General features: G+C 70.6%; 13 protein-coding genes. 11 read left to right on the forward strand and 2 right to left on the reverse strand.

Annotation, left to right across the window (positions count from 1 at the left end):
* Positions 1-26 precede the first annotated feature (26 nt).
* Complete coding sequence (locus CES90_RS09230) at positions 27-1,559, forward strand: CYTH and CHAD domain-containing protein (protein ID WP_189781423.1); 1,533 nt, start codon at positions 27-29, stop codon at positions 1,557-1,559.
* Positions 1,560-1,642: 83 nt separating this feature from the next.
* Entirely contained in the window at positions 1,643-3,568 is a 1,926-nt protein-coding gene (locus CES90_RS09235) for a TIGR03960 family B12-binding radical SAM protein (RefSeq protein ID WP_189781422.1), read from the forward strand.
* A 62-nt stretch (positions 3,569-3,630) separates the two neighbouring features.
* Here CES90_RS09235 and CES90_RS09240 read toward each other — a convergent pair whose 3' ends face one another.
* Positions 3,631-4,356, reverse strand: a complete 726-nt coding sequence (locus CES90_RS09240) for a hypothetical protein (RefSeq protein WP_189781421.1) — start codon at positions 4,354-4,356, stop codon at positions 3,631-3,633.
* 212 nt (positions 4,357-4,568) lie between these two features.
* Between CES90_RS09240 and CES90_RS09245 the strand changes: the two genes are divergently transcribed.
* From CES90_RS09245 to obgE, 8 genes are all read left to right on the forward strand, one after another.
* Positions 4,569-5,618 carry a phage tail tape measure protein gene (locus CES90_RS09245; protein WP_189781420.1) on the forward strand — a complete coding sequence of 350 codons (1,050 nt, stop codon included), beginning with the start codon at positions 4,569-4,571 and terminating at the stop codon, positions 5,616-5,618.
* A 48-nt stretch (positions 5,619-5,666) separates the two neighbouring features.
* Positions 5,667-6,473, forward strand: coding sequence for a TIGR03936 family radical SAM-associated protein (locus CES90_RS09250; RefSeq protein ID WP_189781419.1), 807 nt, complete (start codon positions 5,667-5,669; stop codon positions 6,471-6,473).
* Positions 6,474-6,718: 245 nt separating this feature from the next.
* Positions 6,719-10,879: an Rne/Rng family ribonuclease gene (locus CES90_RS09255; RefSeq protein ID WP_208921412.1), complete on the forward strand. Its 4,161-nt coding sequence runs from the start codon at positions 6,719-6,721 to the stop codon at positions 10,877-10,879.
* 240 nt (positions 10,880-11,119) lie between these two features.
* Positions 11,120-11,467: a phospholipase D-like domain-containing protein gene (locus CES90_RS49420; RefSeq protein ID WP_229913647.1), complete on the forward strand. Its 348-nt coding sequence runs from the start codon at positions 11,120-11,122 to the stop codon at positions 11,465-11,467.
* Positions 11,468-11,542: 75 nt separating this feature from the next.
* Positions 11,543-12,016, forward strand: a complete 474-nt coding sequence (locus CES90_RS49425) for a hypothetical protein (RefSeq protein WP_229913646.1) — start codon at positions 11,543-11,545, stop codon at positions 12,014-12,016.
* A 168-nt stretch (positions 12,017-12,184) separates the two neighbouring features.
* Positions 12,185-12,505 carry a 50S ribosomal protein L21 gene (rplU, locus tag CES90_RS09265; protein WP_004931419.1) on the forward strand — a complete coding sequence of 107 codons (321 nt, stop codon included), beginning with the start codon at positions 12,185-12,187 and terminating at the stop codon, positions 12,503-12,505.
* 14 nt (positions 12,506-12,519) lie between these two features.
* The gene (gene rpmA / locus CES90_RS09270) at positions 12,520-12,774 is read left to right on the forward strand and encodes a 50S ribosomal protein L27 (RefSeq protein ID WP_009305234.1); all 255 of its coding nucleotides are present in this window, start codon (positions 12,520-12,522) and stop codon (positions 12,772-12,774) included.
* A gap of 107 nt (positions 12,775-12,881) precedes the next feature.
* On the forward strand, positions 12,882-14,327 hold the full coding sequence (gene obgE / locus CES90_RS09275; protein WP_189781417.1) for a GTPase ObgE: 1,446 nt from the start codon (positions 12,882-12,884) through the stop codon (positions 14,325-14,327).
* Between the two features lie 285 nt (positions 14,328-14,612).
* On the opposite strand, the gene CES90_RS09280 is transcribed toward obgE, so the two are convergent.
* Positions 14,613-16,691: a hypothetical protein gene (locus CES90_RS09280; RefSeq protein WP_189781416.1), complete on the reverse strand. Its 2,079-nt coding sequence runs from the start codon at positions 16,689-16,691 to the stop codon at positions 14,613-14,615.
* Positions 16,692-17,082: 391 nt separating this feature from the next.
* On the opposite strand from CES90_RS09280, the gene proB reads away from it, so the two are divergent.
* On the forward strand, positions 17,083-18,189 hold the full coding sequence (proB, locus tag CES90_RS09285; RefSeq protein ID WP_189781415.1) for a glutamate 5-kinase: 1,107 nt from the start codon (positions 17,083-17,085) through the stop codon (positions 18,187-18,189).
* The last annotated feature ends 128 nt before the right edge of the window (positions 18,190-18,317 follow it).

Here is an 18,317-nt window from a genome sequence, read left to right on the forward strand (position 1 = left end):
CGCGGAAGTAGGACTAGATTCAGTTCATGGCGGACACCAAGCGTGAGATCGAGCGCAAGTACGAGTCCGACGAGAGCGGCCTGCCGGATCTGACCGGTGTGGCCGGAGTCGCGACCGTCATCGACAAGGGCGTCGCCGAGCTGGACGCCGTCTACTACGACACTCCCGACGAACGTCTCGCGGCCGCCTCGATCACCCTGCGCCGCCGTACCGGAGGGGACGATGAGGGCTGGCACCTGAAGTTCCCCGTCTCCTCGGGCGTACGGGACGAGATCCAGGCCCCGCTGTCCGACACGCTGCCCCGCGAACTCGCGGGGCTCGTGCGTTCCCGGGTCAGGGAGGCCGAGCTGGTTCCGCTGGTCCGCCTCCTCTCCACACGCGACATCAGCGACCTGCTCGACGCGGAGGGCTCCCTTCTCGCCGAGGTCAGCGTGGACGCCGTGGTCGCCCAGCGGCTCACCGAGGACGGCCGTACCGCCCAGTGGTCCGAGATCGAGGTGGAGTTGGCCGACGACGGTGACCCGGCGTTCCTCGACAAGATCGAAAAGAAGCTCCGCAAGGCGGGCGTACGGCCGTCCAAGTCACCGTCGAAGCTGGCCAGGGCCCTGCGGGAGACCGCCCCCAAGAAGAAGGGGAAGAAGAAGCGGGGCAGGGCCGAGGAGCCCGGCGAGCCCTTCACCCCCGGCGATCACGTCCTCGCCTATGCCCGCGCCCAGCGGGACGCGATCGTCGAGTTCGACCCGGCGGTGCGCCGTGACGTCTTCGACTCCGTACACAGCATGCGCGTCGCCACCCGACGGCTGCGCAGCACCTTCAAGTCGTACGGGAAGGTTCTCGACCGGGCCGTCACCGATCCGATCGGTGAGGAGCTGAAGTGGCTGGCGGCGGAGCTGGGCGTCGACCGTGACCAGGAGGTCCTGACGGAACGCCTCACGGAGGCGCTCGCCGACCTCCCCGCAAGCCTGGTGGTCGGCCCCGTCCACACCCGGCTGCGCACCTGGGCGGAGACCGACGGCGCCGGCGCCCGCAGCCGCCTGATCGCCGTACTGGACGGGCAGCGCTATCTGGACCTGCTGGAGTCCCTCGACGCCGTGATCGCCGATCCGCCCCTGCTCAAGGCCGCCTTCAGGGATCCGGAGAAGGTGATCCGCAAGGCGGTCGAGCGGGACTTCGGCAAGGTGTCGGACCTGGTCGAGGAGGCCCTGGCGCACCCTTCCGGCGCCGACCGGGACGTCCCCATGCACGAGGCACGCAAGAAGGCCAAGCGCGCCCGGTACGCGGCCGAGGCCGCGATCCCCCTCCTGGGCGGGCCGGCGAAGGACTTCGTACGGGACATGAAGTCCCTCCAGACCCTCCTCGGCGACCACCAGGACAGCGTGATGGCCCGCGAGACCCTCCGCGAGATCGCCGTCCAGGCCGATGAGGCGGGGGAGAGCGCCTTCACGTACGGGCTGCTCCACGGCAGGGAGGAGCGCCGGGCGGAGCTGGCGGAGGCGGCGCTGCCGGAGACGTGGAGGACGATCACTTCGGACTCGGCCTTCAGGCAACCGGGCGTGTGACATCTGGGCGTGCGAGGGGTGTCTCCCGGGGCGTTACGCTAGATGGTCACCCCTGTCAGCTGATGCTCACGAAGGTACCCGCGATGACTGTCGAGTCGGTCTTCCCACAGCTCGAGGCACTGCTGCCGCATGTGCAGAAGCCGATCCAGTACGTCGGTGGTGAGCTCAATTCCACCGTCAAGCCATGGGACGAGTGCGACGTCCGCTGGGCGCTGATGTACCCCGACGCGTACGAGGTCGGTCTGCCCAACCAGGGCGTCATGATCCTCTACGAGGTGCTCAACGAGCGTGAGGGCGTCCTCGCCGAGCGCACGTACAGCGTGTGGCCGGACCTGGAGGCGCTGATGCGGGAGCACGACGTCCCGCAGTTCACCGTCGACAGCCATCGCCCGGTGAAGGCCTTCGACGTGCTCGGCCTGTCCTTCTCCACCGAACTCGGCTACACGAACATGCTCACGGCCCTGGACCTCGCCGGGATCCCCCTGGAGTCCAAGGACCGCACGCTCGACGACCCGATCGTCCTGGCCGGAGGCCACGCGGCCTTCAACCCCGAGCCGATCGCCGACTTCATCGACGCGGCGATCATCGGCGACGGTGAGCAGGCCGTGCTCGACATGACCGAGATCATCCGCAAGTGGAAGGCGGAGGGCCGGCCGGGCGGCCGCGAGGAGGTCCTCTTCCGCCTCGCGAAGACGGGTTCGGTGTACATCCCGGCCTTCTACGACGTGGAGTACCTCGCCGACGGCCGCATCGGCCGCGTCGTACCGAACAAGTCGGGTGTCCCGTGGCGTGTGTCCAAGCACACGGTCATGGACCTCGACGAGTGGCCGTACCCCAAGCAGCCCCTCGTACCGCTCGCCGAGACGGTTCACGAGCGCATGTCGGTGGAGATCTTCCGCGGCTGCACCCGCGGCTGCCGCTTCTGCCAGGCCGGCATGATCACCCGCCCGGTGCGCGAGCGTTCGATCACCGGTATCGGCGAGATGGTCGACAAGGGTCTGAAGGCGACGGGCTTCGAGGAGGTCGGTCTTCTTTCGCTGTCGAGTGCGGACCACAGTGAGATCGGCGACATCGCCAAGGGCCTCGCGGACCGCTACGAGGAAGACAAGATCGGTCTCTCGCTGCCCTCCACCCGCGTGGACGCGTTCAACGTGGACCTGGCGAACGAGCTGACGCGCAACGGCCGCCGCTCCGGCCTGACCTTCGCCCCCGAGGGCGGCTCCGAGCGCATGCGCAAGGTCATCAACAAGATGGTCTCGGAGGATGACCTGATCCGCACGGTTGCCACCGCCTACGGCAACGGCTGGCGTCAGGTGAAGCTGTACTTCATGTGCGGTCTGCCGACGGAGACCGACGAGGACGTCCTCCAGATCGCGGACATGGCGATGAACGTGATCGCCAAGGGCCGCGAGGTGTCGAGGTCGAACGACATCCGCTGCACGGTGTCGATCGGCGGTTTCGTCCCCAAGCCCCACACCCCCTTCCAGTGGGCCCCGCAGCTCTCCGCCGAGGAGACGGACGCCCGTCTGGAGAAGCTCCGCGACAAGATCCGCGGCGACAAGAAGTACGGCCGCTCCATCGGCTTCCGCTACCACGACGGCAAGCCCGGCATCGTCGAGGGTCTGCTCTCCCGTGGCGACCGCCGGATCGGTTCGGTCATCCGCGCCGTGTACGAGGACGGCGGCCGTTTCGACGGCTGGCGCGAGCACTTCTCCTACGACCGCTGGATGGCCTGCGCGGACAAGGCACTGGCCGACTTCGGCGTCGACGTCGACTGGTACACCACCCGCGAGCGCACCTATGAGGAAGTCCTGCCCTGGGACCACCTGGACTCCGGCCTCGACAAGGACTGGCTCTGGGAGGACTGGCAGGACGCCCTCGACGAGACCGAGGTCGAGGACTGCCGCTGGACGCCGTGCTTCGACTGCGGGGTGTGCCCGCAGATGGACACACAGATCCAGATCGGGCCCACGGGGAAGAAGCTGCTGCCGCTGTCGGTCGTGAAGTAGTTCGGTTCCGGTGTCGGGAGGGCCCGGTCGCGTCGTCGGACGGCGCGACCGGGCCCTTACCCTTATTCGTCGTTGTCGGCGTCCTTCTGAGGCCGATTGAGCTCCTTCCAGGCGTCCTCGCTCCGGGGGAGATCCGGATGAGGACATGTCACGGTCGCCAGCTCGTCCCCGCTGTGGCTCACCTCACAGATGATCTCGAAGACCCGGCCCTTGGTGGTGACGATGTCGATCTTGAGGTCCGTGAAGTCGTCGCGCCCCCTCAAGTCGTTGTTCCCATTGGTGTCCTCGTTGACGGACACACCGCAGGGGACACCTTCCGAACGGGTGGTCGGGTAGCCCGACAGGCCGCTGAGGTCGGTCCACCTGAGGTCGTCGTCCGCGGGATTCCTGCTGGGGCGGAGGTCGCGGATGCCCGCGTATGTGATGCCGTTGCTCACCAGGCCGCGGACCTCGTACTCGTGTTGGCCCTGGTGCGCGTCGATCTCGTAGCAGGGCGCCGGGTTGCCCTTGTCGCCCTTCGAGCCGACCGGGCCCGTCGGGTCCTTGCACTCGCCTGTGTCGCGGTCGGCCGGGGTGGCGCCGTAGTGCGGGTTGTGGTGGTTGCCCGGTCGGCACTTGTCGTCGGTGTGGACGGTGGCCGTCGTCTCCGGGGCGGTCGGGTTCTGGGGCGCGGCTATCGCCGGGTTGGCCAGGCCGGCCGCCAGGACCAGCGCGAGTGAGGCCACCATCCCGGCCCTCTTGGCTGCCTTTCGCGCCAGCGGCCCGAGGGTCCTGTGATCAGGACTCATCTGCATACTCCTCTTCGACTGAACCGGTTCGGGTGAAATCCCGAACCAGGAGCGAGCCTTGTGGGAGTTTCGAGGGTGTGTTGGTGTAAAGAGTCCAAACGCATCTGTTTATCGACATATTGGGTTAATTCGTGCGTGCCGGTGTGTCACTCCGCGTGGAGTTGACGATGTGGGGCTGCATCCGGACAGGTCGCTGAGGCGTCTACGTCGGTATGGATCTGGAGAAGCGGCCCGTGGGGCAGCCCGTCGAGCCGGCGGTACGGCAGACACCTGCCCAGCAGGCGCCCGAGGGGTGTCTTGTTGTCGCCATCCGGATTCCGGTGCGGATCGTGGTGCTGGTGCTGGTCGTTCCGGTGCGGATCGTGTGGGACGCGCTCGTCGTCGCCGGGCGGTTCCTCGTGGACACGGTGCTGCGGCCGGTGGGGCGGGCCTTGCTGTGGATCGGCAGGGCCGTGTTCGTATGGCCGTGGGTTGCGCTGTGGCGATACGTGGTCGTGCCGGTCGGCAAAGGGCTCGGACGGCTCGGGTACTGGCTGCTCGTGGCACCCACGGTGTGGCTGTACCGGTATGTGCTGACGCCGGTGGGCCACGGGATCGCCTGGCTGTACCGGTGGACGCTGGTGCCGTTCGGACGGGCGATCGCCTGGCTGGTGCGGTACCTCGTCGTCGTACCGGCCGCGTGGGTGTACCAGTACGTCCTGACCCCCGTGGGGCACGCGATCGCGTGCGTGGCCCGTGGGGCCGTATGGCTCGTACGGATGTTCTTCACCGGGATCTGGCTCGGGATCTACTGGACCGCACGTGTGCTGTTCGTGCTGCCCGCGCTCGCCCTGTGGCGGTGGGTGCTCACACCGGTAGGGCGGGTCCTCGCCGTCGTCGGGCGGGAGATCCGGGACGCGCTAGGGCACGCGTGGCGCGTGGCCGGGCACATCTCGCTGGCCGTCGGGTGGTTCCTGGCCACCCTTTTCCGGTGGATCTTCGTGGAGCCGACGCGATGGGTGTACCGCACCGTGCTCACGCCCGTCGGCCACCTCGTACGGGACGTCGTGTGGAAGCCGGCTGCCGCGGCCGCGCGGAGTGTGGGCCGGACCACCCGACAGGCCCTCGCCGCCGCCCGTGAATCCGTCCGCCAGGCCCGTGCCAGTGTGCGCTGGGCGCTCCTCGGGAAGCCGGCCGAGCCACGGCCGGTCGCCCGCCGGGAACCCAGGGCCGCCGAGACACGTACTCTTGGTAGCAGTACGACCGCACTCACGAAGGACTGAACGACACTGGGCAAGCGACAGCCCGAAGGCCCGCCGCCCGCACCCGCGGTGCAGCGCATCCGACTGCGCTACACCAAGCGCGGCCGCCTCCGGTTCACCAGCCACCGTGACTTCCAGCGCGCCTTCGAGCGTGCGCTGCGCCGTGCCGAGGTGCCGATGGCGTACTCGGCGGGGTTCACGCCGCATCCGAAGGTGTCGTACGCCAATGCCGCACCCACCGGCACGGGCAGCGAGGCGGAGTACTTGGAGATCGCGCTCACCGACGCGCGCGACCCGGAGAAGCTCAGGATTCTACTCGACGAGTCGTTGCCCGCCGGGCTCGACATCATCGACGCGGTCGAGGCCCGCACCTCCGGGCTCGCCGACCGGCTCACCGCCTCCGTATGGGAGCTGCGCCTGGACGGTGTGGACCCGGCGGACGCCGAGCGCGCCGTCGCGGCCTTCAAGGCGGCGGACGTGGTCGAGGTCCAGCGCATGACCAAGAACGGCGTACGGACGTTCGACGCCCGCGTCGCCGTCGTCGACCTCGACAGTCGTGACGGACGAGACGGTCCTGAGACGCACAGTCCACAGGCTGATAGGCCGACCGACCAGCCCTGTGCGATACTGCGGCTGGTTGTTCGGCACGTGACGCCTGCCGTACGACCCGACGACGTCCTGTCCGGTCTCCGCGCCGTGGCCGACCTGGCGCCGCCGGTCCCCGCAGCGGTGACCAGGCTGGCGCAGGGGCTGTTCGATGAAGAGACCGGCACGGTGACCGACCCGCTCGCGCCCGACCGCGAGGCGGCGACGGCCCTCACAACGGCCGCACCCGCTGCCACCGCGAAGGCGCCGGCGCCGGAAGGTCCCGCGTAGGGACGGACGTCGTAGCGCCGCCCTCGGATCCGGGAGCCACCTGGGTCGGGCAGCGCACCGACCACAAGACTTTCGCCAGGCCGTACGCAACACGGCGTACGGAACCGGCGAGACAGGACACAGAGAGTTCCCGTGCGGCGCCCGCGCCCCGGACGGCGGCAGTCGCGCACGACGCGAACCGCGGACGTCACCGGCCACGCCGGACCGGGTGCGGCGCCCGGGAGCCTGACGGGAGAAACGCCCGCATGCCCGAACAGATCGAACCCGTGGAGTCCACGCAGGGCTCCGAACACAACACGCCCAGCGACACCCTGCCGCCGCGCCGTCGCCGCCGTGCCGCGTCCCGCCCGGCGGGCCCGCCGGCGGCCGGCTCCGAAGCGCCCGCCGAGACCACCGCGCCGACCGTACCGGCCGCGGGGGCAATGGACCTCGCTGCCGCGGAGCAGACTGAGCCGACCGAGGTGGACGAGACCGCCGCCGAGGTCGAAGAGACCGAGGAGGCCGCAGCGGCTGAAGAGGCCGCTGCCGTGGTCGCTGAGGCGCCCGCCGGCGTCGAGGAGGCCGCGCCCGCCGGTCGTCCGCGCCGTCGTGCGTCCCGCCGGGTGTCCGCGCCCGCCGGTCGTCCGCGCCGTCGTGCGTCCCGCCGGGTGTCCGCGCCCGCCGGTGCGCCGGAGGGGGCCGAGGCCGCCGAGACCGTGGTGCCGGCCGTCGCTGCTGAGACCAGCGAGCCTGAGGCCGCCGCTGTGGTCGCTGAGGCGCCCGCCGGCGTCGAGGAGGCCGCGCCCGCCGGTCGTCCGCGCCGTCGTGCGTCCCGCCGGGTGTCCGCGCCCGCCGGTGCGCCCGAGGCCGCCGAGGTCGTGGAGAGTGCCGTGCCGGCCGCCGCCGAGCCCGAGGCTGCCGCTCCGGCGCCCGCCGCCGCAGAGGAGGCCGCGCCCGCCGGTCGTGCGCGTCGCCGTGCGTCCCGCCGGGTGTCCGCGCCCGCCGGTGAGCCGAAGGCCGCCGAGGTCGCGGCCACCGCGCCGGAGACCGTGGAGGCTTCGACAAAGGTCGTGGAAGCCCTCGTCGCCGCTGAGGAGCCCGTCGCCGTGCCGGTCGAGGAGGCCGCGGAGGAGGCCGCGCCGCGCCGTACGCGTCGTCGTGCCACGCGGCGGGTGGCCGCGCCCGCCGGTACGCCGGTCGAGGAGTCCGTCGAAGAGCAGGCGGAGCCCGTCGCCGCTGCCGTGGAGAGCAAGCCCGCCCCGGCCGCAGAGGTCGAGACCGAGGAGGCCGGGCCGCGGCGTACGCGTCGTCGGGCCACGCGCAAGGCCGCCGGTGGGTTCTCCGAGCCCGCGGCGCCGATCGCCGAGGAGACCCCGGCGCGGCCCGCGCGCCCCGCCATGGCCGTGTTCCAGGCTCCGGTGTTCACCGAGCCGATGTTCCAGACGCCGGAGCGGGCGGCCGCGCAGGCCGCCGCCGAGGCGGAGGCGGAGACGGAGACCGCCGAGGTCGTCGAGAGCGCCGAGGCCACCGAGTTCGGCGGGTTCGCCGAGGAGGAGGGCACCGGCGGGGCGCGTCGTCGCCGTCGCCGTCGGGGTGAGCCCGCCGAGGCGGAGCAGCCTGCGGCCGCCACCGTGGTGGCCGACGAGCCGGAGGAGAACGAGGAGCCCGAAGAGGGCGCCGAAGGTGACGAGTTCGGCGAGGAGGAGTCCACCGGGTCGCGTCGTCGCCGTCGCCGGGGTGGCCGTCGCCGCCGTCGGGGCGAGTCGGCCGAGGCCGAGGGTGAGGCCGCCGAGGGCGAGGAACTCGCCGCCGAGCAGGCCGCGCAGGACGCCGAGGACACCGCCGAGCAGGTGGACGAGGACGCCGAGGACGAGGCGGACGAGCGCGACGAGGCCGGTGGTTCCGGCTCCAGCAGCAGCCGTCGGCGCCGTCGCCGTCGTCGTCGCGCCGGTGACTCGGGTACGGAGGCCGAGCCGGCGTCCGACGACCCCGAGCGCACGGTCGTGAAGGTCCGTGAGCCGCGCGAGCGGCGCGCGAAGGACGCCGAGCCGTCCGACGAGGTGCAGTCCATCAAGGGCTCGACCCGTCTGGAGGCCAAGAAGCAGCGGCGCCGGGAAGGCCGTGAGCAGGGGCGTCGTCGCGTCCCGATCATCACCGAGGCCGAGTTCCTCGCCCGCCGTGAGGCCGTCGAGCGCGTCATGGTCGTCCGCCAGAGCGGCGAGCGCACCCAGATCGGCGTCCTCGAGGACAACGTGCTCGTCGAGCACTACGTCAACAAGGAGCAGTCGACCTCGTACGTCGGCAACGTCTACCTCGGCAAGGTGCAGAACGTGCTGCCGTCGATGGAGGCCGCCTTCATCGACATCGGCAAGGGCCGCAACGCCGTCCTGTACGCCGGTGAGGTCAACTTCGAGGCACTGGGCATGGCCAACGGCCCGCGGCGCATCGAAAGCGCGCTCAAGTCCGGCCAGTCCGTGCTCGTCCAGGTGACGAAGGACCCGATCGGGCACAAGGGCGCGCGTCTGACCAGCCAGGTCTCGCTGCCGGGCCGCTACCTGGTCTACGTCCCCGAGGGGTCGATGACCGGCATCAGCCGCAAGCTGCCCGACACCGAGCGGGCCCGGCTGAAGACCATCCTCAAGAAGATCGTCCCCGAGGACGCGGGCGTCATCGTGCGCACCGCCGCCGAGGGCGCGAGCGAGGACGAGCTGCGCCGTGACGTCGAGCGGCTGCAGGCGCAGTGGGGGGACATCCAGAAGAAGGCCAAGAGCGGTGGCAGCTCAAGTGCGCCGTCGCTGCTCTACGGCGAGCCGGACATGACCGTCCGGGTGGTCCGCGACATCTTCAACGAGGACTTCTCCAAGGTCATCGTCAGCGGCGAGGACGCGTGGGAGACCATCCACGGGTACGTCTCCCATGTCGCTCCCGACCTGGCGGACCGCCTGCAGAAGTGGACCTCCGAGGTCGACGTCTTCGCGACGTACCGCATCGACGAGCAGCTGATGAAGGCGCTGGACCGCAAGGTGTGGCTGCCCAGCGGTGGTTCGCTGGTGATCGACAAGACCGAGGCCATGGTCGTGGTCGACGTCAACACCGGCAAGTTCACCGGCCAGGGCGGCAACCTGGAGGAGACGGTCACCAGGAACAACCTGGAGGCGGCCGAGGAGATCGTGCGCCAGCTGCGGTTGCGCGACCTGGGCGGCATCGTCGTCATCGACTTCATCGACATGGTGCTGGAGTCCAACCGGGACCTGGTGCTGCGGCGTCTGCTGGAGTGCCTGGGCCGCGACCGTACGAAGCACCAGGTGGCCGAGGTCACCTCGCTGGGCCTGGTCCAGATGACGCGCAAGCGGGTCGGACAGGGGCTGCTGGAGTCCTTCTCCGAGACCTGTGTCCACTGCAACGGGCGTGGCGTGATCGTGCACATGGATCAGCCGACCGCCGCCGGTGGTGGCGGCAAGCGCCGCAAGCGCGGGCGTGGTGGTGTGGAACCCGAGCACGAGGCGGTGGCCGAGGTCGAGGCCGTCGAGCCGATCGAGCCGGCGGAGCTGGTCGAGGCCGAGGTGGCCGCCGAGGTCGCCGCGCCCATCGCGCTGCCTGCCCCGGAGTTCGAGCCGGACGAGGAGCTGTACAGCAGCGTCGCCGAGGCCGAGGCGTCGGTCGCGCGCGGTCGTTCGCGTCGCCGGGCGACCCGCCGGGCCTCCGCGCCCTCGGGTGCGCCGAAGCAGCGCGAGGCCGTGACCGTCGTGCCCGCCGAGGTCGTCGAGGAGCAGGCGCCGAAGTCGCGGGAGGCCGCCGAGGCGGAGCCGGTCGCGGTGGAGGACCCGGTCGTCGAGATGCCGGCCGCCGTGCGTGCCGAGGAGGCCGCGCTCAAGGGGCGTACGCGTCGTCGGGTGACCCGGAAGGTGTCCGCGCCCGCGGGCACCCCGGCCGGGGCCGCGGCGGACGACGCCGTGGTGACGGTCGTCGAGCCGGTCGTGGAGCCCGTGGCCGAGCCGGCGTCCGAGCCCGCCCCGGAGCCTGCTGCCGAGCCTGTGGCGGAGCAGCCGGAAGCGGCGCCTGTTGCCGAGAGCGCGGCTCCCGCGCGTCCGCGGCGGCGTGCCGTACGCAAGGCGACGGCGCCCACCGCGCCGGAGGACACCGCTGTTGTGGTGGTTCCGTCGGCATCCGCGGAGGACGTGACCGAGGCCGGCGCGGCTGCGGAGGAGGCGGAGGCCGAGGCTCCCGCCAAGAAGACCGCGCGCAAGACGGCCAAGAAGGCGACGGCGAAGAAGGCCGCCACGAAGAAGACGGCGGCGGCCAAGAAGACGGTCGCGAAGAAGGCCACGGCCAAGAAGGCGGCGACGAAGAAGGCGGCCTCGAAGAAGACCACGGTGGCCGCCGAGCAGACGTCGGCCACGGTCACCGCTTCGACCGACGAGAGCTGAGTCTCCCGGGCGCAACCAACTGGTGCCCCGGCCCGGCGGTTTTCCCGCCGGGCCGGGGCACCGGAGCGTTCGGGGGCTGTCGTGTCCGGGGAGAGGAACTTCACAGCGGCTGGGGGAGGGCCGCATGGCGCGCGTGCGCCTGAAGGGCGCTGGGCGGCATCGGGCTGTGAAGCCGGTCAGGGGCGACCGCAAGGCCGCGGCGCCGGCCACGGTGCTGTCGGCGGTCGGGGTGCGGCGGCGGTGTCCGCGGGGACCGCGCAGGCCGCCCCGACCTGGACCGAGGGCCCCGTCTTCAACGACCCGCTGGGCGCCGAGAGCGAGCATCTCGCCATCCGTACGCGGCTCATCGAGCTCACGGCCGCCGCACTGCCCGGCTCCACCATCAAGGCCGCCGTCTACCACGTGTGGGAGGCGTCAGTCGTCGACGCGCTCGTCGCCGCCAAGGACCGCGGCGTGAACGTCCAGGTCCTGCTGGACGAGTCGAGCACCAGCGACCGGCCCGCCAAGACCTCGTACAACAGCCTCGCCGCCGCGCTCGGCACCGACCGTACGAAGGGGTCGTACGTCGCGACCTGCCCCGTCGACTAGTCCTGCCTCGGTGACCCGAAGTACGCGCACACCAAGTACTTCAACGACGCGCTGCTGCTGCCGAACAACCCGACGATGGACGACGCGTACGCCGACTACTTCGACACAATGGTGGCCAAGGACTGGGCGAGCTGGGAGTACCGGACCGTCAGCAACGGCCTGTACAAGGCGTACTTCTTCCCCCGGGCCGGGAACACCCGGGCCACCGACACCGTGTACTCGGTGCTCAACAACGTGCAGTGCACGTACAAGAACAGCGCCAAGAGCAGCGGCGGGACGGCCGGGACGGGGGAGAAGCTGCACACGTCCGGCGGGCCGACCGTGCGCTGCTACAACGACGACCGGGACCCGCTGAACCCCGGCCAGAAGCTGACCACGCCGTACATCATCCACTCCAAGTACATCCTGATCGACGGCGCGTACGACGGGGTCCGCAACAAGATCAGCTTCACCGGCTCCGGCAACTACACGGGCCCGCGCTGCGCGAGAACGACGCGACCACGTGACGGGGTAGGGCTCGATTTGCCCCCTCCGGGCAAGGCCCCGTAATCTTGACCCTCGGCGTGTCCATAGATATCCGTCCGGATGTCCACTCGGGCGCGCCACATCCCCGTAAACCTCATCCTTCCGGGCGCCGGGCGCTCCGGGAGAGGCCGTTCGCGTGTCGGGCGGCTGGACTGCGGGGGTGCCGTTTCCGAGCGAGAGAGTGAGATCCGCGTGTACGCCATCGTGCGCAGCGGTGGTCGCCAGCACAAGGTTGCTGTCGGCGACATCGTTGAGGTTGACAAGATTTCCACCGCCAAGGTTGGCGACACGGTCGAGCTCTCGACCCTGCTCGTTGTCGACGGCGACGCTGTGACCAGCGACCCGTGGGTGCTGGCCGGCATCAAGGTCCAGGCCGAGGTCGTGGACCACCACAAGGGCCAGAAGATCGACATTCTGCGCTACAAGAACAAGACCGGCTACCGCCGTCGTCAGGGCCACCGCCAGCAGTACACGGCGATCAAGGTCACTGAGATCCCCGCGGCTGCGAAGTAAGGGACTGAGGAGAGATGGCACACAAGAAGGGCGCATCGTCCACCCGTAACGGTCGTGACTCCAACGCTCAGCGCCTCGGCGTGAAGCGTTTCGGCGGTCAGGTCGTCAACGCGGGTGAGATCCTGGTCCGCCAGCGCGGCACGCACTTCCACCCGGGCTCGGGTGTCGGCCGCGGCAAGGACGACACGCTGTTCGCGCTGAACGCCGGTGCGGTCGAGTTCGGCACCAGCCGTGGTCGCAAGGTCGTGAACATCGTTCCGGTCGCCTGATCGGAAGTCTTTTCGCGAGGCGGACCTCACTTCCCGGTCGGGAAGGCGGGTCCGCCTTTCGCGTGTTAACCGATAACTGAACCCGTAAGTCTCTGGAGGCACCCACCATGACCACCTTCGTGGACCGCGTCGAACTGCATGTCGCCGCGGGTAACGGAGGTCACGGCTGTGCCTCCGTCCACCGTGAGAAGTTCAAGCCGCTGGGCGGCCCCGACGGGGGCAACGGCGGCCGTGGCGGCGACGTCATCCTCACCGTCGACCAGTCCGTCACCACGCTCCTCGACTACCACCACTCCCCGCACCGCAAGGCCACCAACGGCAAACCGGGCGAGGGCGGCAACCGGTCCGGGAAGGACGGTCAGGACCTGGTCCTGCCCGTGCCGGACGGCACCGTCGTCCTCGACAAGGCGGGCAACGTCCTGGCGGACCTCGTCGGCCACGGCACGTCGTACGTCGCCGCGCAGGGCGGCCGGGGCGGCCTCGGCAACGCGGCCCTCGCCTCCGCCCGCCGCAAGGCGCCCGGCTTCGCGCTGCTCGGCGTGCCCGGGGATCTGCGGGACATCGTCCTGGAGCTCAAGACGGTCGCCGACGTGGCGCTGGTGGGCTACCCGAGCGCGGGCAAGTCGTCGCTGATCTCCGTCCTGTCCGCCGCCAAGCCGAAGATCGCCGACTACCCCTTCACGACGCTCGTCCCGAACCTGGGCGTGGTGACCGCGGGCGCGACGGTGTACACGATCGCGGACGTGCCGGGCCTGATCCCGGGCGCCAGCCAGGGCAAGGGCCTCGGCCTTGAGTTCCTGCGCCATGTGGAGCGCTGCAGCGTGCTGGTGCACGTCCTCGACACGGCGACCCTCGAATCGGACCGCGACCCCGTCTCCGACCTCGACATCATCGAGGAGGAGCTCAAGCAGTACGGCGGTCTCGGCGACCGGCCGCGGATCGTCGTCCTCAACAAGATCGACGTACCCGACGGCAAGGACCTCGCCGAGATGGTACGGCCCGACCTCGAAGCCCGTGGCTACCAGGTCTTCGAGGTGTCCGCCGTCGCCCACATGGGGCTGAGGGAGCTGTCCTTCGCCCTCGCCGACCTCGTCGGCAAGGCGCGGGCCGCCAAGCCCAAGGAGGAGGCGACCCGGATCGTCATCCGGCCCAAGGCCGTCGACGACGCGGGCTTCACCGTCACGCGCGAGGAGGTCGGCGGGGAGCCGCTGTTCCGCGTGCGGGGCGAGAAGCCGGAGCGCTGGGTGCGGCAGACCGACTTCAACAACGACGAGGCGGTCGGCTACCTCGCGGATCGCCTCAACCGGCTCGGTGTCGAGGAAGAGCTGATGAAGGCGGGTGCCCGGTCCGGGGACGGCGTCGCCATCGGGCCCGAGGAGAACGCGGTCGTCTTCGACTGGGAGCCGTCCGTCATGGCCGGAGCGGAGATGCTCGGCCGCCGGGGCGAGGACCACCGCCTCGACGCGCCCCGCCCCGCCGTCCAGCGCCGCCGCGACCGGCAGGCCGAGCGGGACGAGATCGAAAAGGCGTACGACGACTTCGAGCCGTTCTAGAGGACGGCGCAGCCCTGGGGTGCTCCTGCTTTCAGAGGCACCCCAAGGCTGCGGCTGAGCGGGGTGGGCTGCGCAACTCGGCGCCACGAGGTGCCGCTGCGTCCACCCGTGCCGCGCCCCATAAGGGGCGCGGGGAACTGCGCGACAAGCCACGACGAACCCGCGGTCGCCCGACAACGCATTCCCCCGAGCCATCGGGCGCCGACATACACCCCGAGCCATCGGGCGCCGACATACACAAGGGCCCCGGAGGCCGAGAAGCCTCCGGGGCCCTTCACCACGTCCTCAGCGGAGCGCTCCCGCGTCCTCCGAGTCGCTCGGCTCGCCCTCGGTTCCCGAGTCGTCGCCCACCTCTCGCGGTGAGGGGACCTCGTCCGCGAGGCGGGACTCCATGCGCACGCGGCGTTCGTCGGCCTTGGCGCACAGGGCCTTGACGGCGGAGTCGAAGCGGACGAGGGAAGGCGGGTCGGAGGGCCCGAGGAGCTGTTCCTTGAGGTCGGCGCGGGCCTTGGTGAACCGGTCCTTCTCGGGGTTGCGGACGGAGTCCAGCAGCGCCGGGACCTCGGCGGCGTTCGGGGCGATGACGACACCCGCCGACACCGTCGGGAAGGCCGCGCGGAACGCCTCCTCCGACAGCCCCGAGGTGTTGCCGACGGCGTACGGCTTCTCACTGGACAGCCAGTCGGAGACGACCGAGGAGACATCGCTGATCAGCAGGTCGGACGCGTTGAAGCAGGCGAAGATCGCGGGCCGCGCCTCGGTGACGATGAGGTGCTCCCACTCGGGGAAGGACGCCCAGTACGCCTTCTCCCAGGCAAGCGTCGCCTCGGCGATGGCCGCCTCACGGTCACCGCTCGGCGTGCCCTGGAGCAGCATCCGCTCCATTTCGTCCGCGCTGACCCGGAACGACGTCGAGGTCAGCTCGTCCAACTCGGCGGTGCGACGGGCCAGTTCGGTCGCGGCCTCGGGGCCGGGCCGCGCGCCCGAACGCTTCGTGTTCGCCTCGCGGATCATCGCCTTGATCCGCTCGTTCGCGGCACCCGCGCGCGGGTCGACGGACCCGGTCATCGGGTGCGGCTTGTACAGCAGCCGCACCTTGTCGTCGGCGAGCAGCTCGCGGACGATGTTCTCGCCGGCCAGGACCACCGAGGTGTTGCCGGGGTTGCCGTCCCAGCCCTCCCAGGTCGGGGCGTAGAGAACGGTCGTGTACGTGCCGGTCGGCGGGCCGGCGTACGGGCGGATCGGCGCCAGCTGCGGGCGGCCGACCTCGACGATGTCCTTGTCCTCGACGCCGACCTCGGCGAGCGCGTACCGCTCACGTGCCGCGGGGCCGGCGACCCACACCTCGTCGTACGCCTTCGCGTACGGGTTGCAGGACGACAGCTTGTCGCTCTCGCCGTGGTTGATGAAGGCGTGCTTGATGGTGGGGATGCGCAACACCTGGGAGGTCTTCGCGGCGTTGGCCGGGTGCAGCATCATCTTCAGCGTCGAGTTCTCCAGGGAGAACATCGTCGAGACCTTCGGGAAGCAGATGACCGGCACGTCCGTCGCGTCGATCTTCTGCACCATGAAACGCTCACGCAGCACGATCAGCGGCTTCTCCAGCTGGGACAGCGTGGAGAGCCACATGTTCGCCTGGTACGCCGACGTCGTACCGCCCGAGAAGTACATGGCGACGGTCGGCCGGTACACCGCCAGCCACTTGTCCAGCCAGTCCATGACCTGCTTCTCGCTCTTGGCCCGCTTCTTCGGCAGCAGCCAGGTCGCCAGGTACGCCGTGCCGCCCGCGAGCAGGGCGAGACCGACACCGAGGCCCAGGAGGCCCCAGACGACGTCCTTCGTGACCGCGGTGAGCAGCAGACCGGCCGTGATCGGCAGGGAGAACGTCAGCAGACGGTGGGCCTGGCGGCGGGCCAGGATGCGCGGCGGGGCGGCGGTCAGACGCAGCGCGGAGGCGTCGATGTTGCGGGTGACGATCGGCAGCGTCCGGGTGCGGCGGACCAGCACCGAGACGGCCTGGCAGGTGAAGTGCGCCGCATAGCAGACGCACAGGCCGACCAGCAGCGGCGCCTGCTCGCGCAGCGGGTCGATGCCCTCGATGCGCAGCAGGCCCACCAGGATCAGCATGTCGCGCAGCAACTGGCGTACCAGGACCTCGAAGCGGACCTTGCCCAGCAGTGCGAGCAGGCCGGGGTCCCGGTACTGCAAGTACGTGTCCAGGGCGAGGCCGACCGCGCTCGCGGCGACGAACACGGGGATGTTCGGCAGCAGCGCGGAGACGATCTGGGCCGTGAAGAGCGCGAACATCGCCAGCAGCGCTGACAGCTGCGCGATGCGGCGTGGGGCGAGGCCTGCGGAGGGCACGGGCTGGGCTCCTGCGGAGGGTGCGACGGACAGGGAGGGAACGAAAGCAGTGGGGGGGGCGGCCAGTGGCCGATCCCTGACCGTATGACCTAGGGAGGCCGGGGAGCAATCTGCCGCGAGGACAGGTCGCCGCATATCGGGCATGACGGCTGCAACCTTGAGAGGCATTTCACCGTCTTCCCATAAACGCTCCAGAGAACAGTCGGAGAACAGTCGGTGTCGTCCCGCCCAGCGAAATGCTCAAGCGTCTGGTCCGTGACCTCACGTAGATTGCAGACTGCACACACCGGGCTGGTTCAGAACATTGGGGAAACGGGTGTCAGCGGCAACAAGGGCAGGAGGGGCGGCCCGAAGGGCCTCGGTTGAGGGCGGTGGTGGGAGACGGGCGGGCGTGGCGGAAGCGCACCGGATCGTCGTGAAGGTGGGCTCCTCGTCGCTGACGACGGCCTCCGGGGGCCTCGACGCGGACCGGGTGGACGCCCTCGTGGACGTGCTCGCCAAGGTCCGCAGCGGGGGAGAGCGGGAGATCGTGCTCGTCTCGTCCGGCGCCATCGCGGCGGGCCTCGCGCCGCTGGGGCTGCGTCGCCGCCCCAAGGACCTCGCCCGGCAGCAGGCGGCCGCCAGCGTCGGCCAGGGGCTGCTGGTGGCCCGTTACACGGCCTCCTACGCCCGTTACGGCATCCGCGTCGGTCAGGTGCTCCTCACCTCCGACGACATGAGCCGCCGCGCCCACCACCGCAACGCCTCCCGCACCCTCGACAAGCTCCTCGCGATGGGCGCCCTGCCGGTCGTCAACGAGAACGACACCGTCGCCACGGACGAGATCCGCTTCGGCGACAACGACCGTCTCGCCGCCCTCGTCGCCCATCTCGTCCGCGCCGACCTGCTGGTCCTGCTCTCGGACGTGGACGGCGTCTACGACGGCGACCCCAGCAAGCCCGGCACGTCGCGGATAGCGGAGGTACGGGGGCCTGAGGACCTCGCGCACGTCGAGATCGGCAGTGCCGGCAAGGCGGGCGTCGGTACCGGCGGCATGGTCACCAAGGTCGAGGCGGCGGGGATCGCCACAGGAGCGGGCATCCCCGTGGTCCTGACCAGCGCGATCCACGCGGCGGACGCCCTCGCCGGCCGCGACACCGGCACGTACTTCCACCCCACCGGCAAGCGCTCCGCCGACCGGCTGCTGTGGCTCCAGCACGCCTCCACCCCGCAGGGTTCGCTCACCCTCGACGACGGCGCCGTACGCGCGGTCGTCGAGCGGCGCAAGTCGCTGCTGCCGGCCGGTATCGCGGCCGTCGAGGGCGAGTTCGTCGCGGGCGACCCCGTCGAGCTGCGGGACGGCGAGGGGCGGGCCGTCGCGCGCGGGCTGGTCAACTTCGACGCCAAGGAGATCCCCCAGCTGATCGGCCGCTCGACCCGGGAACTGGCGCGCGAGCTGGGTCCCGCGTACGAACGAGAGGTCGTACACAGGGACGACCTCGTCCTCCTGCATCCCTGACCAGCGGCCCTCTGGAGGGGCCGAAGCACGGCCCCCGCCGGTGTGCGTTCCGTAAAACGGCCACGCGAAGCCCCTGAGCCTGCTCAACTTTGTCTCGAGGGAGATTCCGCACGACCCATCGCGAAGCA

The organism is Streptomyces capitiformicae (genome assembly GCF_002214185.1).
Lineage (GTDB): Bacteria > Actinomycetota > Actinomycetes > Streptomycetales > Streptomycetaceae > Streptomyces > Streptomyces capitiformicae.